Below are 22,814 nucleotides of genomic sequence, written 5' to 3'. Positions count from 1 at the left end.
CTCTCAAAGGTGGTAGCCCTACCCGTAAATAAAACTTGTGCCGGCAAAAAATGGATAAAATATCCAATGTAAAGGGGACCCTTTAGGTTTGACAAACCTTTAAAAGGACTTTCACGGATATAAAAGCGGTGATAGGGATGGTCGAGCGCTCAAAGGTTAGGGTTCTTATAGCAAAACCGGGCCTGGACGGCCACGACAGAGGAGCGAAGGTCATAGCGAGGGCCTTCCGCGATGCCGGCTACGAGGTGATTTACACCGGCATACGGCAGACTCCGGAGCAGATTGTGGAGAGCGTCATCCAGGAGGACGTTGATGTCCTTGGAATAAGCATACTCTCCGGTGCCCACATGGTTCTGATACCCAAGATACTCAAACTCCTGGAGGAGAAGAACCTCAAGGTCAACGAGGACGTCCTCGTTATAGCCGGGGGAATCATCCCGCCCGACGACGCTCAGGAGCTCGAAAAAATGGGCGTTGCAAAGGTCTTCGGTCCCGGAAGCCCCATTGAGGAGATAATCAAGTTCGTTGATGAGAACGTGGAGAAGCTCAAGAAGTTCTCCTCCTGATTTTTCCATTAAGTTCTTAAGCTTAAAGGTGGACAATATATCCAGTTGTGATGCCCATGATCGAGGACCTCGTAGAGCGCATGCTTAAGGGGGACAAACGTGCGGTGGCGAGGCTCATAACCCTCGTCGAGAACGACGAGGAGAAGGCCCGGGAGGTCGTGAGAAGGATATACAAGCACACCGGAAAAGCCTACATCGTCGGCATAACCGGCCCCCCCGGAGCCGGGAAGTCAACGCTCCTCGACAAGCTCATCAGGGAGGCCAGAAAGGAGGGGCTCGTTGTCGGGGTCATAGCCATAGACCCCACGTCACCCTTCACGGGAGGGGCCCTCCTCGGGGACAGAATAAGGATGCAACGCCACTCCACAGACCCAGGAGTCTTCATAAGGAGCATGGCCACCCGCGGCTCACTTGGCGGCCTGGCCAAGGCCACGAACGACGCTATAAAAGTCCTCGATGCCTACGGTTGCGACGTGATTTTTGTGGAGACCGTTGGAGTTGGCCAGATCGAGATTGATATCGTGAAAACAGCCGATACGGTTGTCCTCGCGACCGTTCCGGGGCTTGGTGACGATGTTCAGGCCATCAAAGCTGGCCTCATGGAGATAGCGGACGTTTTTGTTGTGAACAAGGCGGACAAAGAGGGAGCGGAGGGGGCCATATTCGAGCTCGAGCTCACCCTCGACCTCGAGAAGGAGCGGTGGGAAAAGAGGGGCTGGAGGCCGCCGATAGTGGCCACCGTGGCCCTGACGAACAAAGGCATACCGGAGCTCTGGGAGGCCATAAAGAAACACAGGGCCTTTCTCGAGGAGAGCGGGAAGATCAGGGAGAAACGCCTTATGAGGGCGGAGGAGGAGGTAAAGACAATAATCTCGGATTCAATAAGCGCCAGAATCAGCCGCCAGCTCAGGGAGGGGGAGCTCTCCCAGCTCGTCGGTATGATCGCCGAGCGCTCCCTTGATCCATATTCGGCCGCCGAACTCATAATGGAGAAAACCCTGGGGGTGAAAGCATGATGAAGAAGATAGACCACGTAGGTATAGCCGTTAAGAACCTCGACGAGGCCATAAAGGTCTGGGAGGGCCTCGGCCTCAAGGTGGAGGAGATTGAAGAGGTCCCGGACCAGAAGGTAAGGACCGCGATAATCCACGTCGGGGAGAGCAGGATAGAACTCCTCGAGGGCACTTCGGAGGATTCCCCCATCTCAAAGTTCATAGCCAAGCGCGGCGAGGGGATACACCACATAGCCCTCGGCGTTGATGACATAGAGGCCCACCTCGCGAAGCTCAAGGAAGCGGGATACAGGTTAATAGACGAGAAGCCGCGCATCGGTGCCGGCGGGGCAAAGATAGCCTTCCTCCACCCGAAGGCCGTCAACGGCGTCCTCCTCGAACTCTGCCAGAGGGAGTAATCCCCTTTTGGATTTTACCTACTTTCCCTTTAACTTGCTTTTCTTCCACACCATCTTACCCCGATGCCGGAGAAAAAGTTATAAGGTCAAACCTTGATACTACTGCCGGAATATGATGATGCCTCGTAACATAAATGTACGGGGCGCGGGGGCAGGTGAGCGTTATGTTCAGATTGTTGCACAGGAGGGGGGTGCAGGATGATAAAAAGCACGTCCTTGTCACAACCCCCGAAGTGGCTGAGCGTATAGCAAGGCTAAACCGCAACGTCGTGTGGATAACGAGAAGTCCCCCCAACGACGAGTCCAGGGAGAAGGTGCACATATGGATAAGCAAGGTCGAGCACCCGAAGGCCGTGCATCCCTCAAGACTCTACGTCATTGAGGAAAGCCTCCGAAGGAGCCTCCAGCCCAACAGCGTGATAGTCTTTGACGCCTTCGAGTACATCAAGGTGGAGCAGGGCACGGAAGCTGCACTGAGGTTCGTGGGGAAGCTCAGGGACCTCGCGCTCATGAAGTCCTCGAAGTTCGTGGTTTCCGCAAGCGACGCCCTGGACAAACGTGAGAGGGTTCTCCTGAAGAGGATCGTGGAGGAATAAGCAGTTTCTCTTGTTGCCCGCGGGGTCAGCATCGCAGTAAAATTTATAAACCATTTCGTATTTAGTAACTATTGGTAACCAAAAAATCGAAGGGGGTGAGAGCATGAGAAGGAGGTGGGACGTCTGGGACCCCTTCGACATTATGAGGGAGCTCCAGGAGGAGATTGACGAGATGTTTAGTGAGATATTCCGCGGGCCAAGACTCTGGGGCTACAGGAGCCCCGCAGTGAGAGAAGAGGGAACGTGGAGGGAGCCCTTCGTTGACATCTTCGACGAGGGCAACGAGATAGTTGTCACTGCGGAGCTTCCGGGTGTTGACAAGAAGGACATCAAGCTCAGGATTAAGGACGACACCCTCTACATAGAGGCTCAGGTGAAGCGCGAGAAGGAGCTTGAGAAGGAGGGTGCCATAAGGGTCGAGCGCTACTACTCCGGCTACAGAAGGGTTGTGAGGCTACCGACGGAGGTAATCCCGGAGAAGGCCAAGGCCCGCTACAAGAACGGCATCCTCGAGATAAGACTCCCCAAGAAGCACCCCGAGGAGAAGGAGGAAGAGGGCTTCGAGATAAAAATCGAGTGAGCACTTCTATTTCCTTTTTAGTCACCGATGTACACTAAAAGACACAAAACTTTTTAAACCCTTTTGTCTTTTATTTACAATTGGTAACTAAATATCGTGATCAAATAAGGGCCATCACGATAATGGAGGTGGTGTTGTATGGCCGAGAAGAAGGAAATCAAACTTAAGGTCGCCTCTGCCTACCAGAGGGACGTTGGCAGGGGTATTGTGAGGATTGACAGGAAGAGCATGCGCGAGCTCGGCATACAGTCGGGTGACATCGTGGAGATCATAGGCACCAAGAACACGGCCGCGGTTGCGTGGCCCGCCTACCCCGAGGACGAAGGGCTCCATCTCATCCGCATGGACGGTACGATGAGGAAGAACGCCGGGGTTGGCCTCGGTGAGGAGGTAACCGTAAGAAAGGGGGAGGTCAGGGAAGGCAGGAAAGTCGTCCTGGCCCCAACGGAGCCCGTCATGTTCGGGGGCGACTTCGTGGAGTGGCTCCACTCCAGGCTCATAGGAAGGCCCGTGGTCAAGGGTGACTACATTAAGGTGGGCGTTCTCGGACAGGAGCTGACCTTTGTGGTTACGGCGACCCAGCCAAGCGGCATAGTCCAGATAACGAGCTACACGGATTTCAACATAAGCGAGAAGCCCGTGAAGGAGGTCGAAAAGACCGCCACCATCGGCGTCACCTACGAGGACATAGGCGGCCTCAAGGACGTCATTCAGAAGGTCAGGGAGATGATAGAGCTCCCGCTCAAGCACCCGGAGCTCTTCGAGAAGCTCGGCATAGAGCCGCCCAAGGGAGTGCTCCTCTACGGACCGCCGGGAACCGGTAAGACCCTATTGGCCAAGGCTGTGGCCAACGAGGCGAACGCCCACTTCATAGCCATCAACGGGCCGGAGATAATGAGCAAGTACTACGGTGAGAGCGAAGAGCGCTTAAGAGAAGTCTTCAAGGAGGCAGAAGAGAACGCGCCGAGCATAATCTTCATTGACGAGATTGACGCAATCGCTCCAAAAAGGGAGGAGAGCCACGGCGAGGTTGAGAAGCGCGTTGTTAGCCAGTTACTCACCCTCATGGACGGCCTCAAGGGACGCGGAAAGGTCATCGTCATTGGAGCCACTAACAGGCCCGACGCTATAGATCCCGCTTTGAGGAGGCCGGGGAGATTTGACAGGGAGCTCGAGGTTGGCGTTCCCGACAGACAGGGAAGGAAGGAGATACTCCAGATACACACGAGGGGAATGCCTATAGAGCCCGACTTCAGGAAGGGGGAGGTGATAAGGGCCCTCAAGAGCCTTGAGAGGGACGAACGCTTCAGGGACGTCGTAGGAAAGGCCATGAGGGAGGTTGAGAACGCGGGAGACGAGCGCGAGGTTAAGGCCCTCCTGAAGGCCTACGAGGGACTCTACGACGAGGTGAAACACAGGCTCATAGACTACCTGCTCGAGGAGCTCGCGGAGAAGACCCACGGTTTCGTGGGGGCTGACTTAGCGGCCCTCGCAAGGGAGGCTGCAATGGCATCCCTGAGGAGGCTCATAGAGGAAAAGAAGATTGACTTCGAGGCAGAGGCGATACCCAAGGAAGTCCTGGAGGAGCTGAAGGTCACGAAGAGGGACTTTTACGAGGCCCTCAAGATGGTGGAGCCGAGTGCCCTCAGGGAGGTACTCCTGGAGGTGCCCAACGTCCACTGGGAGGACGTTGGAGGTCTAAAGAACGTCAAGGAGGCCCTGAGGGAAGCGGTCGAGTGGCCCCTCAAGTACCCGGAGGCCTTCATGGCGATGGGCATAACCCCGCCAAAGGGGATACTCCTCTATGGACCACCGGGAACGGGTAAGACGCTCCTCGCTAAGGCCGTCGCCACGGAGAGCGAAGCGAACTTCATAGCCATCCGCGGGCCTGAGGTGCTGAGCAAGTGGGTCGGGGAGAGCGAGAAGAACATCCGCGAGATATTCAGAAAGGCGAGGCAAGCCGCTCCGACGGTGGTGTTCATAGATGAGATTGACGCCATAGCCCCTGTGAGGGGAAGCGATACCAACCGCGTTACCGACAGGCTGATCAACCAGCTCCTCACGGAGATGGACGGCATAGCGGAGAACAGTGGTGTTGTCGTCATAGCGGCCACGAACAGGCCGGACATACTTGATCCCGCTTTGCTGAGGCCTGGAAGGTTTGACCGTTTGATCCTCGTCCCGGCTCCGGACGAGAAGGCGAGGCTAGAGATACTCAAAGTCCACACGAGAAAGATGCCTCTCGGTGAGGATGTCAAGCTTGAAGAGCTCGCAAAGAAGACGGAGGGCTACACCGGAGCGGACATAGCGGCCGTCGTAAGGGAAGCGGCCATGACTGCCATGAGGAGGGCCATAGCGAGCGGCCTCATAAAGCCAGGGGCGAGGCTCGACGAGATCAAAGAGAAGGTCAGGGTCACGATGGAGGACTTCAAGGAGGCCCTCGAGAAGGTCGGGCCGAGCGTGGACGAGAAGACGATGGAGTACTACAGGGACGTCGAGAAGAGGCTCAAGAAGGGAGGCCGGGCCGGCCTCCGCTGATGCCCTTTATTTTTCGCGGAACTTTTTTAAAGTTTGAACCCAAGAATTGTTAGGTGACCCTAAATTGTCGAGGCTTGTTTTGGTCAGGCACGGGGAGAGTTTATGGAACAAACTTAACCTCTTCACAGGATGGGTGGACGTCCCCCTCAGCGAGAGGGGAATAGATGAGGCGCTTAGAGCGGGGGAGCTTTTGAAGGACTGGAAGTTTGAGGTGGTCTTCACCTCCGAGCTCGTGAGGGCGATAAGCACCGCGACCCTCATAATGGCCAAGAACAAGCATGGGGTTGCGAAGATTGTGCACGAGGGCAGGATGGGCGAGTGGGGCGAGATACACGGCGAAGACGGGAAGAACGTCGTGCCCGTTTACAGGAGCTGGCACCTCAACGAGCGCTACTACGGGAAGCTTCAGGGCTGGAATAAGGACCGCGCTAGGGAGGTTTTTGGGGCGGAAAGAGTCCACCTGTGGAGGAGAAGCTATGACGTAGCACCTCCGGGGGGAGAGAGTCTAAAGGACACCGCGGCAAGGACCGTACCCTTCTTTAGGGAGAGAATCCTCCCGGCCCTCAACGGGGGCAACGTCCTCGTATCGGCCCACGGCAACAGTTTGCGGTCAATAGTGATGCACATTGAAGGGCTGACCAGGGAGGAGGTGCTCAGACTCAACATACCGACAGGAGTACCCCTCGTTTACGACTACGTGGACGGGAGGCTCAAGAGGCTCGGATACCTCGGCGAGAAAGGCTACGATCCAGACCTGAAAATTTAGAAAAGGAGAGGCTCACGCCTTCATCTCTTCCTTTATGACCTCGGCGAGCCTTCTGATGCCCTCGACGATCTTCTCGTCCTCGACGTAGGTGAAGTTCAGCCTGAGGGTGTTCTTGACACTCCTGTCCGCGAAGAAGGCCTCACCCGGAACGTAGGCGACTCCCTTCGAGACGGCCTTCTCGAACATGGCCTTTGTGTCTATTCCCTCAGGGAGGGTCATCCAGACGAACATTCCTCCCTCCGGCTTGGTCCACCTGACCCCCTCGGGCATGTACTTATCGAGGGCCTCGAGCATGGTCTCGAGTTTGGGCTTGTAGAAGGCCCTTATCCTCGGGATGTGCCTCTCAAGGTGGCCGCCCTTCAGGAACTCCGCCGCTATGACCTGACCGAGGACGTTGGTACAGAGGTCAATGCCCTGCTTGGCTATCTCGAGCTTCCTTATGAAGTGGGGCTCACCGGCCACCCAGGCCACCCTGAGACCGGGGGCGAGTATCTTCGAGAACGTTCCGAGGTAGAGGACCCTTCCCTCGGCATCCCAGCGCTTTATGGGGGGTATCTCCTCGCCGCGGTAGCGGAGCTCGTTGTAAGGGCCGTCCTCAATGATGATAAAGTCGTACTCGCTGGCAAGCTCGAGGAGGCGCTTTCTCCTCTCTTTGCTCATGGTGACTCCACCGGGGTTCTGGAAGGTCGGGATTGTGTAGACTAGCTTGACCTTCTTGCCCTCCGCCTTCAGAGCTCTGAGCTTCTCCTCGAGGAGGTCAACGCGCATTCCCTCGTCGTCGAGGGGTATCTGCACGAATTTCGGATCATAGTAGCCGAAGGATTGGAGGGCGGCGAGGTAGGTTGGCGCCTCGACCACAACTATGTCGCCGGGGTTTATGAAGACCCTTCCTATAAGGTCGAGGCCCTGCTGGGAGCCGCTCGTTATCATGATGTCAACCTTGGATATGGGTATCCCGTAGCGCCTCCTCAGGAGTTCGGCTATCTCGAGCCTCAGGGGAGTGTAACCCTTGGTTGTCCCGTACTGCAGGGCCTGGGCTCCGTGCTCCGCTATAACCCTTGGCAGAATCTCTTCAAGAACATCGTAGGGGAACGTTTCGGGGTTGGGAAGTCCGCCCGCAAGTGAAATAATATCTGAGCTTTCAACGAGCTTGAGGAGCTCCCTAATCTCAGAAGCCTTCATGCCGAGGGCCTTTTCAGAGAAGTAAGCCTCATAGTTCAGAGTTGGGGCCTCAAGTTTTTCCTCCATTTTCTTGGCAAGCTTTTCTTCCATTTTTAAACCTCCCCTCTGTTATGAACATACTTGAACATCTGGACACCTATATACACTCAATACATTGTGGCGATTAAATATAAACCTTTCGGCATTGGTCGTAAACACGGTTGTTGTTTGTAAAGGATAAATCCTGCGTATCTTTCTGTTCATAAAGGTATTGAAACGTTCTTCAGGGCATCTTTCAGGGGAAGGATGCCCATTCCACATCCAAACAGTAAGGAATATAAGTAATGTCGAGGTTTAGTTAAGCTATGGAGTTGAAATACCGGGTTTCGGCTGAAATCATGTCGGGTTTCGTAGCGGGCCTCGTCCTATTGGGGTTCGCGAGAAACCTTTCCACGGCCGTTAACAAGGGTTTTATGTTCGCCCTCGTGGCCTCCTACACGGAGTCCCCGTTAGTGAGGGGTATCGTCCTGTCACTCGAAGGACTCGTCGGAATCCTTTTGCCACCACTTATAGGATACTACAGCGATAAGGCCCTTGGCAGGGGAGAGGGTAGGGATAAAATCATCCTGTTGAGTGGAATCGTTGCCGGTTTGTCCCTAATTCTTCTCTACCAGGCGTACGCTTCCTCAATGGGGTTTGAAGTGTTTGTGTTCTTTGTATCCCTGTTTTACTCTGCCCTCCACGCTTATACAGTGCAGCTGAAAGCCCTCATGCCCGAATCCATCGAGAGCGGGCACCGCGGCAGGGTAAGCGGCCTTATGAACGCCTCCCAGCTCCTTGGGGCCCTCATCGGCACTATGGGAGGGGCGTTTCTGTGGTCGCTGAACGAGGGGTACCCATTCCTATTCGCGGGGACCGTGATGATATTCGGAACACTGCTGGCCGCGAAGGGAATTAGGATACCAAACACACATCCAACAGGGGAGATTGAAGCCGACGTACTCCTCGGAAGCGAACTCGTGAAATTTTACGCTTCGCAGTTCCTGATGTTCTTGGGGTACGAGGTCGTCACCGTCTTCTTCATGGGGGCCGTGGCGTTCATACTCTACGGCTCGGCGGATTCCCTCATAGTGAGGGGAATCACCCCCAAGGGCGCTATATTCATGGGCTTCTTCGGTATCATGGGGGTGCTTGGGGCCCTGATAGCGGGCCGTCTGTACGATGGCATTGAGAGGAAGAAGGTGGTGGCCCTCGGAGCATCCATATTCTCAATTCCCCTGATACTGGGCCCCCTGGCGGAGAACGAAGTCCACATCCTTGCCGCCATCGTCCTGGCGGGACTGGGGTGGGGGGTTCTCCTAACAGCGACGTACCCCCTGATGGCAGACATGCTATCCCTCCGGGGCTGGAACGGGGCGATGGGTACGTTCTATGGAATCTACGAGCTCTTAAGGAGCTTCCCTGTCCTCGTGGCCGGCACAGTGGGGGGGCTCGTCATCGAGGTCTTTGGGGGGGACTACAGGGTCATACTACCCTTTGGTGGGGTAGTGGTGATATTCTCGGCCCTCCTGATATGGAGAATCGAGGAGATTTAAGGGGCACGGGCAGGGCATCACGTGGTCTTCGGACAGGTGAGCAAAACGGGGGAAAGGTTTTTAACTGCCCTCCCGCGAATCGGGATGAAAGCAAAATTTAAATACGGATGGGTTAAAGGGGACATTAGTTCTCACTTTCACAATCAAGGAGGAGGGAGTGACATGGCAAGGTATAAGCCGCTTGCGAAGAAGCTTCGCCTGGCAAAGGCCGCCAAGCAGAACAGGCGCGTGCCAGTCTGGGTCATTGTGAAGACCAACAGGAAGGTTGTTAGCCACCCGAAGAGGAGATACTGGAGGAGGACCAAGCTTAAGGAGTGATGACCTATGGCGGAGGAGAAAGTTTACACCGTCCCGATTAAGAAGATCAAGAAGATTGTCCCGAGATGGAAGAGGGCTCCCAGAGCCGTCAAGTTCGTGAGGGAGTTCGTCGCGAGGCACACCAAGGCAGAGGAGATCATCATAGGCACCGACGTCAACGAGAAGATATGGGAGCGCGGCATAGAGAAGCCCCCGAGCAAGCTCCGCGTTAAGGTCACCATTGAAGAGCGCGAAGTAGAGGGGGACAAGAAGGTCAAGGTCGCAGAGGTTCACCTCGCCTGACTTTTATTTTCCCCTGGAAGGGGATGACCATGCACATCGAAAGACTCGATTTTGAAAACTCCCCCTACCTCGGCGTTTTTGGGTTAGCTACGGACAGGTTCGCCCTCGTGAGGGAGGGGCTTTCCGCGAGAAAGGTTGAACTCATGCGGGAAGTCCTTAAGGTTCCGGTTATCGAGACGAGCCTCATGAAGTCCCGCATTGTCGGCCTTCTAGCAGCCGGCAACTCCAAAGGTCTGCTCACGACCTACTACGTCTGGGACAGGGAACTTGAGGCCATAAAGAGTGTCCTCGAAGAGAACGGGCTCGACGTTAGGATTGAGCCCATGAGAACCTCCCTCACTGCCCTAGGAAACCTTATCCTTACCAACGACAGGGCCGCACTCGTAAGCCCGAAGTTCTCCCGCGAGGAGGTGGAGTTCATAGGGGATGTACTCGACGTTGAGGTAGAGCGCGGCCTAATAGCGGACTATCATGCAGTGGGCAGTGCGGGAGTGGTCACCAACAAGGGCGGCCTGGTCCACCCAGAGGCGACGGAAGAGGAGCTCGAATGGCTGAGCGACCTCTTTGGGGTGGACGTTTACGTGGGAACCGCCAACATGGGTGTCCCGTTCGTTGGCTCATGCCTCATAGCGAACTCCAACGGTGTCCTCGTGGGTTCACAAACCACGGGGCCTGAGATAGTTAAGATTGAAGAAGCACTTGGCTTTTTGGGGTGAGGAAAGATGCAGGTTAAGGTCTTCAGGATAAAGGGTGTCTTCGAGAGGAACGGAAAGAAGGAGAACTTCACCAAGGAATACCGCGGAATTAAGGAGGAGGACGTCATCGAGCTCCTCTACTCCGAGATAGGCAGCAAGCACCGCGTCAAAAGGAACAAGATATGGATTGAGAGCGTCGAGGAGATAGCCCCCGAGGAGGCCGAGGACGCTATCGTTAGAAAGCTCAGCCTCGAGCTCGCCTGATTTTTTCTTTCTTTCAAATCCAACATCCTTAAAAACTTCCCCCCATAGGTTCTTGAGGTGATGATTATGGAGGAGGAGATTCAAAAGCTCGCTTACGAGTATCAGCTTCTTCAGGCGCAGGCCCAGCTCCTTGCCCAGAACCTTGAGCTCCTCACACTGGGGAAGAACGAGTTCCAGGCAGTTAAAGAGACCCTCGAAGCCCTCAAGAAGGGGGAGGGAACTCCTGAGGTGCTGATTCCAATAGGTGCGGGCTCATTCCTGAGGGGCAGGATCGAGGACATGGAGCACGCGATAGTGAGCGTTGGAGCGGGCTACGCCACAGAGAAGAGCATTGAAGATGCCGTCGAGTACCTCTCCAAAAGGATTAAGGAGTACGAGGAGGCCATAGCCAAGACACAGAACGCCCTGGCGGAGATAGAGAAGCGCCTGCAGCAGCTGTCACAGAGGGCCCAGGAAATCCAGGAAAAGCAGGCCCTTAAGTTCAACGTGCCCAGGGGGTCGTAACGCCCATTAACGTATAAATTTTGATGAGGGCTCTAGGAATTCCAATTTTTTCCACTTATCTGCCTTATTCGTAAGCTTACCCCATCATCCGCCCGTTTCCCCGTTGTAGCATTTTCAATGTTCGCGGGAAACCATTGGAAATTTAGGTCAAAAAAGCTTAAATATTGCTTTTTTCTAACATTGGGGCGATTAAATACGAGGGTGATTCAAATGCACCTCCTTGGAAGGAAATCAAAGAAGATGGCACCTCTGTTCCTGGCCCTTGTTGTCAGTTTGATGACCTTCGCCCTCGCGGTTCCGGCGATACAGCTGAACGCCCAGAAGCTCGGTGAGGGCTCCACGACCATCCAGAGCCCCGCGGGAAAGGGAGCCGTTAACTTCGTTCTCGATAATAACAACCCCGACAACCTGATAGGCGTTACGGTCTCGTTCAACGAGACCCTCCCGGCGGGTTCAATCATCTACGTGAAGCTTTACAACGGCGGAACCCTCGTCACCAGCGCCTCCAAGCAACTCACCGCGGACCTGAGCGCGGGCTCCGGGATCGAGATTGACTTCACCTCCGCCGTCCCGATAAGCGACTTCGACCGCGTGGCTGTGGTCGTTAAGGGCCCAACCATTCAGCCTTAAGCTCATGGGGTAGAATAAGTCCTGTTTAAATAAAGGAGGGCTCAAATGAGGAAATCTCTATCTTCCCTTTTGTTTTATGCTCTGATTCTCCTATCGCTAACGGCCCTTTCCCTACGCCTTATCGGTGTGCAGTACTCTGTTATCCTCACGGATTCCATGGAGCCAACGATAAACCCCCTCGATGTGGTCGTGGTTCTTCCCTCCAGTAGCATCGAGAAGGGCGACGTGGTGATGTACCGGCTCGGTATGGAAGGTGAGGAGTATCTCATAGTTCACAGGGTCGTGGCGATCAAGGGAGACCACCTCGTGACGAAGGGCGACAACAGGGAGTACGTTGACCCGTGGGACGTGAGCAGAGAGCGGGTGGTGGGAAAGGTGGTGCTGAGACTTCCCCGCCTTGGCGCCCTTTCGCTCTTCGTAATCAGGGTTTACCCCTTCGTCTTTCCAGTGCTCATGGGGGCACTGGCGTACCTTACCATGAGAACATACCTCGAGGGGAGCACGCGCAGGCACAGGAGTTTGAGGCCCACTAGGGACGCTGTCCAGGTCAGAAGAAAAAAAGTCGTCCACCACATGAGGAAAAAAGGCCTTTTGTTGCTCTTTCTCGTGCTCTCAAACTACTCCTTAGCAGCGCCCCTGGAGCTTGATGCGCAGGCCATAGGTGAGGGGACGGGAGCCGTGGTGAGTCCCGTTTCCTCCGGCCAGGTCTGCGTGCCCTACGAGTACTACTACATCGTCTACCTCCTTGGAGTGCCCGTGGGGGATGGAACGGCACCAATAGACAGCGTTGGTCTCGTTTACTCCGGGAACTTCAGCGCGGAGCTCCCCGCGGGAAGCGAGGTTTACACCATCTTCATTAGAGGTGGTAGGGTTGATGGCGTCGGCAACGTGACGCTTACATCTCCCCTGCCCGCGGGCTACTACGTGGCCCTGAATCTGACCGCCCCCGTAAGGACGAGGAACGCCCTCATGGACGAGCTCAACCTCGTGGTTACCTCCTCAGAGAGAACGCCATTCCCGAGCCCCTCAATGGTTCTTGAGGTTCAGAAGCTCGGAATGGGCACAAAAACCGGGAACTACGGGGACGTGAGGGTTTACCTTGGAAGGGTTGATGACGGCATCTTAACGTACGACGTCTTCCTCGACCTGAGGTGCTTCGAGGTCTCCTTTGGAGGGCCCACAAAAGCAGTTAGCATGTACGGAACCGTCAAAGCGGTGGAAAAAGGGAACACGGATAGTTTCGCCAGCCTGGAGCTTCTCGTCAGAGGGGACTTCTCACCAGAGGGGGCACTTAGGAAATCCCGGAGGTAGTTCTGTACCACTCCACCGTCTTCTTCAGCCCCTCTTCGAGGCTCCACTCCGGCTTAAAGCCGAGCCTTTTGATCTCGCCGATGTCCGCGAGGCTGTGCCTTATGTCGCCGGGTCTCGGTTTGTCGAAGAGTATCGAGCCGTTGGAGCCGGTTATCTCGAGCACCTTGGTCGCGAGCTCAAGCACGCTCGTACTTTTCCCGGTGCCCACGTTGAAGACTCTACCGTCCGCCCCCGAGCTCTCCGCCGCGAGGATGTTTGCCTTAACCACGTCCCTGACGTAGATGAAGTCGCGCGTCTGCTTCCCGTCGCCGAAGATAACGAGGGGTTCTCCCTTCAGCGCGTGGTTTATGAAGATGTTTATCACCCCCGCGTACTGGTTGGCACCCTGTCTCGGCCCGAAGACGTTGAAGTAGCGGAGCGCAACGACCGGAAGACCGTAGAGCTCGTGGAAAACGCGGAGGTATTCCTCCGCTGCCCACTTGGTAACGCCGTAGGGCGAGAGGGGTCTGGGCCTTTCACTTTCCTTGAGCGGCAGGTTCGGATTGTCGCCGTAGACCGCCGCCGAGGAGGCGAAGACCAGCTTCCCGTGACCATCGAGGAGGGCTTTTAGTATGTTCAGCGTCCCCAAAACGTTCACTTCCTCCGTGAAAACCGGGTCTTCGATGCTCTCGACGACACTCACCTGCGCCGCCTCGTGGAAGACGTAGTCCGCCTCTCTTATCAGCTCGGCTATCGCTCCGTAGTCCCTTACATCAGCCCTCACGAAGGAAACGCCATCCGGAACGTTCTCCTCCCTTCCCGTGTAGAGGTTGTCTATCACAATAACCTCGTTGTCATTCCTGAGTTCCTCCGCGATGTGGGAGCCTATGAACCCTGCACCGCCTGTAACCACAACGAGCTTGTTCCTCATGACCCATCAAAGGAAAAAAGGGAGAAACGATTAAAACGTTTTCCTCTTCTTCAGGTAGTCCTCAATGAGCTCCTTCGACACCTCGCGCCCCTGGCTCCTGGCATGGGCGTAGAGCTCGTCCAGCTCCCCCATCGTGAGTGAAAGCTCCTCCAAGACTTCTTTCAGGCGGTTCCAGGGGGTAGCGTATCTGAACTGCAGTATATCGGCGATATCGTTCCACGTGAAGGTGGCCACAACCCCCCCGGTATCCCTGCATATTATTTCCACTCCCTCTTTGGTTAACGCAACCATAAGCCCGTCCGACATAAAACTCCCCATTAAGTATTTTGAAGAAGAACCTTTTAACCCTTTCCAAAGGGAAAGCTATTTCCTCCACCCGAGGACGCGGGACTGGTGGTGGACGCGCGGGAATATTGCGAGCGGATCAACCCCCATCTCCCGAAGGAGGTGGCGGAGCTCTACCTCGTAGTCGGATTTCTCAAGCTCCTCACTCTCCCTGATTTCAACGACGAAGTACCTCTCCACAAGCTCCCTCACCGTCTTGTAACCCATTCCGAGGAGGGGCCTTATGTATGCAACTTTAAACCTGTCCTCCAGCGAGCGGGCCCTCGGAAGGTCGAGGAATGGAACCCTATCATCGCGTCTCGTCCCGTCGCTTACCCTTTCCACATGCGGGAGGGAGGCTATGGCCTCAAGGGCCCTCTCGTGGATGAACTGTATTGCGTTGTTCGGATGACCGTCAGCAATGGCCATCTCAGCCGCCCTCTCGAGTATCTCCCTCCCCAGGAACAGCACCTCATGCTCAAAACCCAGCCTCTCCGCGGTCTCCCTCGCGAAGCGCCAGCTGTCGAGGAGGCCGAAGTTAACGGTTACGAGCTTAACCTCGTACCCCAAAAGCTGTAGAATGTGGGCTGAGAGGGAGGAATCCTTCCCCCCGCTGTAAAGGTGAAAAACCTCCATCCTCACCACTTTATACGGTATTCTCTCCTGGTTCTGGCCTCTATCTGTGCGAGGATCCTCTTGAGCTTCTCGTCGCTGAGGGGCTCCCTTATCTGGCCCGCCTGGTAGAGCTGGGCTATGAGTAACTCCACCTGCTGCGCCAGCTCCGGCCTCACGAGCTTCACCCTAGCGAGCCTCTCTCTTGCCTCCGGCTCGAGGGCGCGCCTCATTATGGCCTGAAGCTGGGCCTCAAGCTCCATCTGCTGCCTCATCTGCTCTTCCTGAGCCTTCTGCTGCTCTGCAAGTCTTTTTTGAAGTTCAAGGAGCTTCTTCTTCCTTATCTCCTCGATGTCCTCCGCCACCGGCATCACCTCTTTATGTGCTAAGAGTGATTTAAGAAATATCGTTAAAAAACTTGCCTCCGATCAACACCGGTGCAGTATATTTCAATTTCGCCGACATAATCTGTTCAAGTATTTCCCACTGGCAGGTGTCATCTCTTTGGTATATCCCTCTTGTTATCCCTTCCTCCCTCTCAAAACCAAGATTATTAAGGCTATCACCGCGATAAATGCCAGTCCCAGAACTTCCCCTTTTCCCATCCCCCTTATGGTTTTAATGGTGTCTATGGTCTCAGTCGGTGTTTTAGCAGAACCCATTATTTCTTTCATCTTAGCGGGGCTACTTACCTCCTTGTTTGAAGCTGGGCCAGTATAAAGTGTTGAGCTGCACCTAACAGCGCCGACAAAGCCAAACCTATCTAGATCATCCACTCTTAAGTTGACAGGTTCCAGGGTGTCGTTGTAAAAATACACCAAAAGCTCAGAAAAATCTGTGAGAGAGGTGCCGTTTACATGACGAGGATATGGATAATATAGGAGCACTCCATTCCCCACAAAGGCAGAATGAAAAGCATAAATATCCCCTTTTACTGTTAGATAGCTCAAAATCTCTTCAATCACATGATGAGGTATTTCAACAACTTTGGAGCCACTGAAAGCATACCCGTTGTAGCCAAGATAGAAGCCTCCTTCAGGTACACCTTCTTCATAAGCATAATACTCTTTGGATTTCTCGGGAAAACCTTCAATTTGCTCCGGTATAATGCGATCCCCCCCAATTTTGTATTTGTACACAGCTTTACCTGTTAGTCCCTCCATCCTAACTGCAAACGCCCTTTTCTCATAATAAACTTGCACAGTAGAGGAGGAGTAATTGCCGAGGGGTACCGTTACTTTTCCCAGTAATCCGCACGAGCCATTGGAGAACCGATAAACCTCAACTGCCCTTGTATTATTCTCGGGAACATAGTACGGACGGAGGAACAGCCAGGAAGCATTATCCCTCATTAAAAAAGCGCTGTCCATAACTACACTTGAATTTGCCACATTTTCAACACCCCAGTTTCCAGAGCGGTAAAAATGAATTAGGGTTCCGTTAAAATAGTAAATATCCCTCCGAAAATCATACTCATCAATTCCCCAACTAACTATTATAAAAGCATCATTCCCTCCGCTGATTATGTTTACCCCCCTAATGATAACACCGGGATGAGAGCTAACTAATGGGAGCAAGGTTGAGAGCATAAAAAGAACAAGAAAGGATAAAATCCGTTTCCTCATGCCTACCACCCCGGGCAATGTTGTCTAACTGTCTCAACTACCCTCAAATCTGTGCTAAAATAGTTATGCCTTATATTGAACTAGCTCATTGTATGAATTGAGCTGTATTACCTCGGAATATTCACATGCTTTAGATATGCAACACTGCCCTGTACCACAGCCACAGTTCTCGTACTCCCCACAAACTGCTTTATCTGCCTCAAATTCGACATACACATTGTTAATTTCCCCGTGAAAGTTGTATAGCCATTCTAAAAGCGATTCTAAATCCTCAATAGAGCAATTCTGACATTGGTAATAATGAGGTTGGAAAAAGACATAATCAAAGTATTCAGCTGCCTCCATTATATATTGTTTAAAGGCTTCTAACTGACTGACACTCCTTCCTCTAAGAGTCGGTACCCACGTGAATTTGAGCTCCAACCCATATTCCCTATCATTTTCAAGAATCCTTCCCCGAATTGCATTTAATTCAAAGGTGGATATGTACCTTGAAGTTCCATAAGTTTGGGTCGGATTTTCTAAGTCCCAGTAAAACCCCCCCAAATAGGGACTGTCAACTGAAACCACTCCATCAATCCACCCATAAGTATAACTAAGACCCCTCCAGTAATCGCGGGCGTTTTCAATATTGCTTGGAGTTTTGTACTTATAATATGGTATTGGGGCTAAATATTCTATCCCTTGAAGATTGTTTTTCAGAAAAGTTGCCAATTTTCTGCCGTCGGTATAGCCATTATCATAAAGATGCCCGCTGAATTCTATTCCACTTCCCTCTCCGCTCAAATACGCTCCGTTAAATGGTGTGCTATCCGCTGTTACTAAGTAATCGAAGCCCCTGTTTTTAAAGTCCTGCACTGTTGCTTCTCTACTTCCAACTTTCATTCTTGACTCGTAATTCGAACCATTCCACTTAAACCACCACAAGCCAAAAGTCGACATCTTGCGTTCCTCCCAAGTATTTTCACAATACTGTGGCTCCAAAACATATAAAACCCTTTTTATTAAAAACTTATAGACTATTAAAAGTAGTATGCAAAAATGAAAGCAAGTTTTAATTTTCAAAAAACCATAGAAAGGGGAGTATTCCCTGAATCCAGCCAAAAAGAGGTAGGCCAAAAGAAAGTCAAAGAGCTCAGTACTTCTTGAGCTCCGGAATCTGCTCCTCAAGCTCCTTCTTGAGCTCGGTGGCAACCTTGTCAAGGAAGGCCTGGCCCTGTGGAGTAACCACCCTTCCCTCGCCGGGTATCTGCTTGAGGAACCCGGCCTTCTCGAGCTGCTGAAGGGCCTTCCTTATGATGCTCCCGCTGGCCTTGTAGAAGTGCTCGGGAGCGTGACCGCGGTTCTTCTTACCCCCGTACCAGGTTCTAAGGCGCTCTATACCAACGGGTCCGTCAACGTAGACCTTCCTGAAGACGCTGGCAACACGGAAGTACCACCAGTCGTCCTGTTCGGGAAGCCTCTCCTTGTGCCTGCCGGTTTTCACGAAGGGCGCCCACTCGGGCGGCTTTATAGCCTCAACCTCCTTAAGGGCCTGGGCGACCCTCTCAACGAGCAAATCACCGGGAACGTCATAAACCGTAGCCATCCTTCAATCCCTCCCTTTCTTGAATTTTTTCCTGAAGCGGACGATATCGAGCCTGACTTTCTCAACGGGCTTTTCTTCCCGCTTCTCAACTGAAAGTTCCTTAAGCTTGAGGCGGTTTAAATACTTTTCCCACCCCTCTCTCGGGCGGAACAATATAAACCTTTTGCCCCTGACGTCCAGAAGCTCGCTGTCCGTGAGCTCCGCCACCTTCTCGGCTATCGCTTTTCTGTCCATCTCCGTAGAGATGAGCGCGCCTTTCCTGATCTCGACCTTGACCACGCCGTCCTTCTTTAGCTGGGTCATTATCTCGCCTATGGCCCCCTCGTCAAAGCCCTTCTTGCCTATCCAGGCCCTGGGGGGAATGTCCTGATATTTCGCCCTTAGGGTTCTTCTCACTTTTCCTGGAAGCCTTTTCATCTCGCACACCCCTTTTTCTCTCGCCTCGCGAGAAGCTATGGGGGGTATAGGGACGAGGTTTTTAAACCTTTTCAAGGGGGTGGAGAATCAGCGGGGGAGGAGTTCTTTGTTGTTCGTTCCATAAGACTAATTGATGGTATAAGGCGCCGGCCTTCTAAGCCGGTGGTCGCGGGTTCGAATCCCTAAGGACCTGCCACAACGAAAGACAAGGGTCCCGCCTCTTTATCTCTCTATACTCTCAAACCCCCGTAGGGGGCTTCGCCCCACAACCCCAAACAGCTTGCACAAGCACTGGCGGAAGAGTAGTATGCAGTTATAAAAACCTTATCTTACAGTGGTTTACTTGTTAATTTACCTACTTATTACCTCTTAGGTATGACAATATATTATTATGAGCCATAGGATTTACCATTAGGCGACTGATTCATTACTTCACTTATTCTAAGCCGAGCTAGAGAAGTAAAATCTCAATAAAGAAAATGAGCGTAATAATTACAGGCGGAAATTATTTATAGAGTTTTATGCAACCGACATAGGGGCAGAGTACATGAGAAAGTTGCCGGAAATCACTCCCGAATATCTTGTGGATATTATAATTGAGAATGTCCCAAAAGATGTAAAATATAGGGTGTTTCGGAATATAAGAGCCGAGGATGTCGAAAATCGGGATGTGCTGCTATCTCATTTTAAGAAGGGTGTATACTTGGATGAGGCCATTAATCTTACTGACAATTACTTCTGGACTCGAAAAAGAATGCCGATTTTTCTGTTCAATCTTCCAGACAAATTGTTTTCATCTTTTGATGAAATAGATAGCAAAACTTGGGCACGTCTTGAGTCCGCAACATATAAACAACTCGAAATAGTGCAGGTCACAAGAGTTCCCCACTTATGGCAAGTTTATATAAATCGTACCTTTAACTCCATTCATTTAGCGTATGTTATGAAACTTGAGAAGTGGGACTATCATATTAATCCGAGAACATTTCGCCTAGAAAAAACTCCAAAGATTGGTATGGGGTGTATAACCATAAGGGCTGAGGATCAATTAGTGGACGTGAGAGGAAGAAACATAGGCTCTGAAATAGCAAAGGAGATCGTGCATAGAGCTGTTGCGTATTTTGGGGGTGATATTGAAGGTATTACCCAATTAAAATTTAACAACCACGAATTTATTAGGGCATTATTACGGCAGGAGAACATGGATGCTCTAGGGTATTTGAGTCTTAGGTTTAATAATCCTCATGAACCGGGAGTTGTGACGTACTCGGCGAGGAAAAAACAGGGGAAAGTTGAAGTTGATCTGAGGGGTTTGCAGGAAGTGCAACAGAAAGTTGAAAAAGTGCTTTCGGGAGGGGGTTCTATTAACAGTGTTCATGGTGCTCTACAAATAGAGGATAGTCTCTTCGAGGATATGGTCTCGTTTGGGATAAACTTTAAAGAGAATCTCATATTACTTTTTAATACAGCTTCAGAAACTTCAATAAGACAAGTAAGATATACAAAATTTGGGCTGGTGCTGAGCATGATTCCAGAGCCTCTAAAAGGTGTATCCAAGCAAGCCTTGAACGTTTTTTCCGCACTAGCGGACATACCAGAGATTCCAGTTAATTATGACACCTTTATTAATGTTATTTGTCCTAGGACGGGTTGTGGGATAGAAAAGAATGAAATTGATCACGGGCTAGAAGAACTTGTGGAACGTGGATTAATTGAAATTGTTGCGGATGTTGTATGTCCCAACTGCGACGAATTTTTAGGGGAATTCCCTTTAAATGAGTTTTATTCACTCGATAAGTTGGAGTGCAACTATTGTGGACATATCATAAATGATCCTAAGGAGATCGCAGATCTTGTTATTAAACCTACAGACGGGGGGATGGAATTTTTTCGTAAATACAAAAATCCAAAACGGACGCAAATTATCCAAAAGCGACTTGAAATTCTTATACGACCAATCTTTGCAGGATTCTAAAGATAAAGGCAAGAAGTTTGAGAGATTCGTGCGAGCTTTCTTTAGACAAGTTCCGGGTTTTGAAATTAAGGACAATGACTCCATTAATATTGGATGGACAGATTTAGATGTAGTCATTCTAAATAAAAATGAACATCTGAAGAACCTACTGGGAACTATCGTCGTAGTCCAATGTAAAAATTACTCCGAGCCAGTATCATGGAAAGAGATTGCCGAATCACTGATACAAGCCCTTGTTTACAAGGAGAACAACGGGGGAAGTGTCCTAGCAACAACATCCTATCTGTCAGAGAGAGCTAAAAAAGCCGTAGATCTAATGATGGGGAAATGTGGGAAAATAAATTTCTTGGCCATTGACAAGGAAGATTGGGAACAATACTTTAGCTCAGATATAGATGAGATTACGTTTTTGGAAAACTTAGTACTGAACTTTCCAAGAAAGAGGTATTTAAAAGAGAGATAACCTTTAGTGTATATATGCACGATCAATCACTCTGAGAAAAGTTTTAGCTCCTCGCTGGTGTGAGAAGTCTGTATCTCTCGAGGCCCCACCTACATCTTACCTTCCGTGGCAGGTTTTATTTTTAGTTGTGAGTTCCTCCGCCATCTTTCTGCTTGCAAGACCCTCCAGTATGTCATCAGTGCTCCCTACTCTCTCAGTCACTCAGAAAATGGAAGAAAAAGAGTAGACCCCATTCCGCCAGCGCTTTGCGAAGCAAAGGGCTGTCACGGATAAAGCCTGCTCGGAGTCCTCGGGAAGAGAGTGGCCCATCTCACGTGGTCGAGCTTGAGCACCCACGCTACCAGCCTCTCCAGACCGAGGCCGAAGCCGCTGTGCGGAACTGAACCGTACTTCCTGAGGTCGAGGTACCACTCGTAGTCCTCCGGCTTCATGCCCTCCTCGAGTATCCTTTCCACGAGCTTGTCGTAGTCGTCCTCCCTCTGACTGCCCCCTATTATCTCGCCGTACCCTTCGGGAGCGAGCAGGTCAGCTGCTAAAGCTTTCCTCGGGTCCTCCGGGTCCTCCTTCATATAGAAGGCCTTGATGTGCTTTGGATAACCGTAGACGAAGAACGGGCTCTCGAACTCCTGGGTGAGGATTCTCTCCTCATCTGCGCCCATGTCCTCGCCCCACTCTATGCCAACGCCCTTGCTCTGAAGGATGTCAATGGCCTCATCGTAGCTCACCCTCGGGAAGGGAGGAACAGTGTTCTTGAGCGTGGTGAGGTCCTTCCTGAAGGTCTCTATTTCTTTCTTCCTCAGCTCAAGCGTCCTCTGCACCATGTAGCTCACAAGCTCCTCTTCCACCTTGAGGATGTCCCAGAGGTCCATCCAGGCCGCCTCAAGCTCGAGGTGCCAGTACTCCGTGAGGTGCCTCCTCGTCCTGCTCTTCTCGGCCCTAAAGCTCGGGGTCAGGCTCCACACCTTCTCAAGGCCGAAGATGGCCGCCTCAAGGTAGAGCTGGGCCGACTGGCTGAGGTAGGCAGTCCTGTCGAAGTACTTGAGCTTGAAGAGGGTCGAACCGCCTTCCACCGCCCCTGTCACGAGTATGGGCGGGAACACCTCGTACCAGCCGTCCTGAAGGAGCCACTCACGTGCCGCCTGCATCATGGTCCTCTTGACCTTCAGTATCGCCCCGACCTTGGGGGAGTGAAGGTGGAGGTGCCTGACATCCAGAAGGAACTCGTCGCTCGCGTCCTTGGTTATGGGGAAGAACTCGACGTTCTGGATTACCTCTATCTTATCCGCCTGAACCTCAACGCCCGTCGGCGCGCGGGGATCTGCTCTAACCGTTCCCTCGATGATGACGCTCGACTCTATTCCGACTTTCTTCGCTTCCCCGTATGCTTCCTCGTTCGCGTCCTTTTTGAATATCGTCTGGACTATCCCGCTTGAGTCGCGGAGGACTATGAAGACCTTCTTTCCAACCTCTCTCTTCCTATAAACCCATCCAGCCAGCTTAACTCTCGTTCCTTCCATTTTGGGTTTAAGGTCAGCGCAATAAACCTTATCAATCACACCAAACACCTCCAGCTTCTCGTAACTACGGGGTGGCTCTTATTAAGTTAACCCAGAAGGGGACGATTCATCCAGGGGGACAGAAAGACGGGGGATAGGGGATGGGGTTTGATAAGCAGGGGCATGG

27 protein-coding genes are annotated in these 22,814 nt (G+C 52.3%); 17 read left to right on the top strand and 10 right to left on the bottom strand.

Annotated elements, in window-relative coordinates:
• Nucleotides 1-137: 137 nt before the first annotated feature.
• The 7 genes from PFER_RS09590 to PFER_RS09560 all read left to right on the top strand — a co-directional run bounded on the left by PFER_RS09590 (nucleotide 138) and on the right by PFER_RS09560 (nucleotide 6,457).
• Nucleotides 138-566, top strand: a complete 429-nt coding sequence (locus tag PFER_RS09590) for a cobalamin B12-binding domain-containing protein (RefSeq protein WP_048151544.1) — start codon at nucleotides 138-140, stop codon at nucleotides 564-566.
• Between the two features lie 56 nt (nucleotides 567-622).
• Complete coding sequence (gene meaB / locus PFER_RS09585) at nucleotides 623-1,582, top strand: methylmalonyl Co-A mutase-associated GTPase MeaB (protein ID WP_048151543.1); 960 nt, start codon at nucleotides 623-625, stop codon at nucleotides 1,580-1,582.
• Nucleotides 1,579-1,977 (top strand): methylmalonyl-CoA epimerase, encoded by a 399-nt coding sequence (gene mce / locus PFER_RS09580; RefSeq protein ID WP_048151541.1) that lies wholly within the window; start codon nucleotides 1,579-1,581, stop codon nucleotides 1,975-1,977. Before meaB ends, mce begins: the two co-directional genes overlap by 4 nt.
• Before the next feature lie 164 nt (nucleotides 1,978-2,141).
• Complete coding sequence (locus PFER_RS09575) at nucleotides 2,142-2,573, top strand: DUF835 domain-containing protein (RefSeq protein ID WP_084593953.1); 432 nt, start codon at nucleotides 2,142-2,144, stop codon at nucleotides 2,571-2,573.
• Between the two features lie 103 nt (nucleotides 2,574-2,676).
• Nucleotides 2,677-3,153, top strand: a complete 477-nt coding sequence (locus PFER_RS09570) for an Hsp20/alpha crystallin family protein (RefSeq protein ID WP_048151538.1) — start codon at nucleotides 2,677-2,679, stop codon at nucleotides 3,151-3,153.
• 138 nt (nucleotides 3,154-3,291) lie between these two features.
• Nucleotides 3,292-5,691, top strand: a complete 2,400-nt coding sequence (locus tag PFER_RS09565; RefSeq protein ID WP_048151536.1) for a CDC48 family AAA ATPase — start codon at nucleotides 3,292-3,294, stop codon at nucleotides 5,689-5,691.
• Between the two features lie 64 nt (nucleotides 5,692-5,755).
• Nucleotides 5,756-6,457: a 2,3-bisphosphoglycerate-dependent phosphoglycerate mutase gene (locus tag PFER_RS09560; RefSeq protein WP_048151535.1), complete on the top strand. Its 702-nt coding sequence runs from the start codon at nucleotides 5,756-5,758 to the stop codon at nucleotides 6,455-6,457.
• Between the two features lie 12 nt (nucleotides 6,458-6,469).
• Here the strand turns inward: PFER_RS09560 and PFER_RS09555 are convergent, their stop codons facing one another.
• Nucleotides 6,470-7,729: an aminotransferase-like domain-containing protein gene (locus PFER_RS09555; protein WP_048151530.1), complete on the bottom strand. Its 1,260-nt coding sequence runs from the start codon at nucleotides 7,727-7,729 to the stop codon at nucleotides 6,470-6,472.
• A 254-nt stretch (nucleotides 7,730-7,983) separates the two neighbouring features.
• Here PFER_RS09555 and PFER_RS09550 point away from each other — a divergent pair, with 254 nt between their 5' ends.
• From PFER_RS09550 to PFER_RS11910, 8 genes are all read left to right on the top strand, one after another.
• On the top strand, nucleotides 7,984-9,213 hold the full coding sequence (locus tag PFER_RS09550) for an MFS transporter (RefSeq protein ID WP_084593952.1): 1,230 nt from the start codon (nucleotides 7,984-7,986) through the stop codon (nucleotides 9,211-9,213).
• 162 nt (nucleotides 9,214-9,375) lie between these two features.
• Nucleotides 9,376-9,531, top strand: coding sequence for a 50S ribosomal protein L39e (locus tag PFER_RS09545; RefSeq protein WP_048151525.1), 156 nt, complete (start codon nucleotides 9,376-9,378; stop codon nucleotides 9,529-9,531).
• 6 nt (nucleotides 9,532-9,537) lie between these two features.
• The gene (locus tag PFER_RS09540) at nucleotides 9,538-9,813 is read left to right on the top strand and encodes a 50S ribosomal protein L31e (protein ID WP_048151521.1); all 276 of its coding nucleotides are present in this window, start codon (nucleotides 9,538-9,540) and stop codon (nucleotides 9,811-9,813) included.
• A 29-nt stretch (nucleotides 9,814-9,842) separates the two neighbouring features.
• Nucleotides 9,843-10,529 (top strand): translation initiation factor IF-6, encoded by a 687-nt coding sequence (locus tag PFER_RS09535; RefSeq protein ID WP_048151519.1) that lies wholly within the window; start codon nucleotides 9,843-9,845, stop codon nucleotides 10,527-10,529.
• Nucleotides 10,530-10,535: 6 nt separating this feature from the next.
• Nucleotides 10,536-10,772, top strand: a complete 237-nt coding sequence (gene rpl18a, locus PFER_RS09530) for a 50S ribosomal protein L18Ae (RefSeq protein ID WP_048151518.1) — start codon at nucleotides 10,536-10,538, stop codon at nucleotides 10,770-10,772.
• Nucleotides 10,773-10,832: 60 nt separating this feature from the next.
• Nucleotides 10,833-11,276: a prefoldin subunit alpha gene (pfdA, locus tag PFER_RS09525; RefSeq protein WP_048151517.1), complete on the top strand. Its 444-nt coding sequence runs from the start codon at nucleotides 10,833-10,835 to the stop codon at nucleotides 11,274-11,276.
• A 210-nt stretch (nucleotides 11,277-11,486) separates the two neighbouring features.
• On the top strand, nucleotides 11,487-11,906 hold the full coding sequence (locus tag PFER_RS09520; RefSeq protein WP_048151516.1) for a hypothetical protein: 420 nt from the start codon (nucleotides 11,487-11,489) through the stop codon (nucleotides 11,904-11,906).
• Nucleotides 11,907-11,951: 45 nt separating this feature from the next.
• Nucleotides 11,952-13,217 carry a signal peptidase I gene (locus PFER_RS11910; protein ID WP_084593951.1) on the top strand — a complete coding sequence of 422 codons (1,266 nt, stop codon included), beginning with the start codon at nucleotides 11,952-11,954 and terminating at the stop codon, nucleotides 13,215-13,217.
• Here the strand turns inward: PFER_RS11910 and PFER_RS09510 are convergent.
• The 8 genes from PFER_RS09510 to PFER_RS09475 all read right to left on the bottom strand — a co-directional run bounded on the left by PFER_RS09510 (nucleotide 13,198) and on the right by PFER_RS09475 (nucleotide 18,693).
• A complete protein-coding gene (locus tag PFER_RS09510; RefSeq protein ID WP_048151515.1) occupies nucleotides 13,198-14,127 on the bottom strand; it encodes an SDR family oxidoreductase in 930 nt (309 codons plus the stop codon). The genes PFER_RS11910 and PFER_RS09510 overlap by 20 nt on opposite strands.
• Nucleotides 14,128-14,157: 30 nt before the next feature.
• Entirely contained in the window at nucleotides 14,158-14,418 is a 261-nt protein-coding gene (locus PFER_RS09505) for a hypothetical protein (protein ID WP_170218368.1), read from the bottom strand.
• 72 nt (nucleotides 14,419-14,490) lie between these two features.
• Nucleotides 14,491-15,087 (bottom strand): DUF7411 family protein, encoded by a 597-nt coding sequence (locus PFER_RS09500; RefSeq protein WP_048151513.1) that lies wholly within the window; start codon nucleotides 15,085-15,087, stop codon nucleotides 14,491-14,493.
• A 2-nt stretch (nucleotides 15,088-15,089) separates the two neighbouring features.
• Entirely contained in the window at nucleotides 15,090-15,428 is a 339-nt protein-coding gene (locus PFER_RS09495) for a DNA-binding protein (protein WP_048151511.1), read from the bottom strand.
• A 156-nt stretch (nucleotides 15,429-15,584) separates the two neighbouring features.
• Nucleotides 15,585-16,688, bottom strand: coding sequence for a hypothetical protein (locus tag PFER_RS09490; RefSeq protein ID WP_048151510.1), 1,104 nt, complete (start codon nucleotides 16,686-16,688; stop codon nucleotides 15,585-15,587).
• A gap of 63 nt (nucleotides 16,689-16,751) precedes the next feature.
• Nucleotides 16,752-17,792, bottom strand: coding sequence for a hypothetical protein (locus tag PFER_RS09485; protein WP_157255197.1), 1,041 nt, complete (start codon nucleotides 17,790-17,792; stop codon nucleotides 16,752-16,754).
• A gap of 31 nt (nucleotides 17,793-17,823) precedes the next feature.
• Nucleotides 17,824-18,276, bottom strand: a complete 453-nt coding sequence (locus tag PFER_RS09480; protein WP_048151508.1) for a 30S ribosomal protein S19e — start codon at nucleotides 18,274-18,276, stop codon at nucleotides 17,824-17,826.
• 3 nt (nucleotides 18,277-18,279) lie between these two features.
• Nucleotides 18,280-18,693 carry a YhbY family RNA-binding protein gene (locus PFER_RS09475; RefSeq protein WP_048151507.1) on the bottom strand — a complete coding sequence of 138 codons (414 nt, stop codon included), beginning with the start codon at nucleotides 18,691-18,693 and terminating at the stop codon, nucleotides 18,280-18,282.
• A 547-nt stretch (nucleotides 18,694-19,240) separates the two neighbouring features.
• Here PFER_RS09475 and PFER_RS12310 point away from each other — a divergent pair.
• A complete protein-coding gene (locus tag PFER_RS12310) occupies nucleotides 19,241-20,668 on the top strand; it encodes a hypothetical protein (RefSeq protein WP_048151505.1) in 1,428 nt (475 codons plus the stop codon).
• Nucleotides 20,655-21,131, top strand: coding sequence for a restriction endonuclease (locus PFER_RS09460; RefSeq protein WP_170218367.1), 477 nt, complete (start codon nucleotides 20,655-20,657; stop codon nucleotides 21,129-21,131). The genes PFER_RS12310 and PFER_RS09460 overlap by 14 nt, the downstream gene beginning before the upstream one ends.
• A gap of 263 nt (nucleotides 21,132-21,394) precedes the next feature.
• Here the strand turns inward: PFER_RS09460 and asnS are convergent, their stop codons facing one another.
• A complete protein-coding gene (gene asnS / locus PFER_RS09455; protein WP_048151503.1) occupies nucleotides 21,395-22,687 on the bottom strand; it encodes an asparagine--tRNA ligase in 1,293 nt (430 codons plus the stop codon).
• Nucleotides 22,688-22,814: the final 127 nt, after the last annotated feature.

It is taken from the genome of Palaeococcus ferrophilus DSM 13482 (assembly GCF_000966265.1).
In the GTDB taxonomy this organism is placed as follows: Archaea; Methanobacteriota_B; Thermococci; order Thermococcales; family Thermococcaceae; genus Palaeococcus; species Palaeococcus ferrophilus.
Note: the sequence above shows the minus strand (reverse complement) of the source record. Positions and strands in the feature narration are given on the sequence as shown.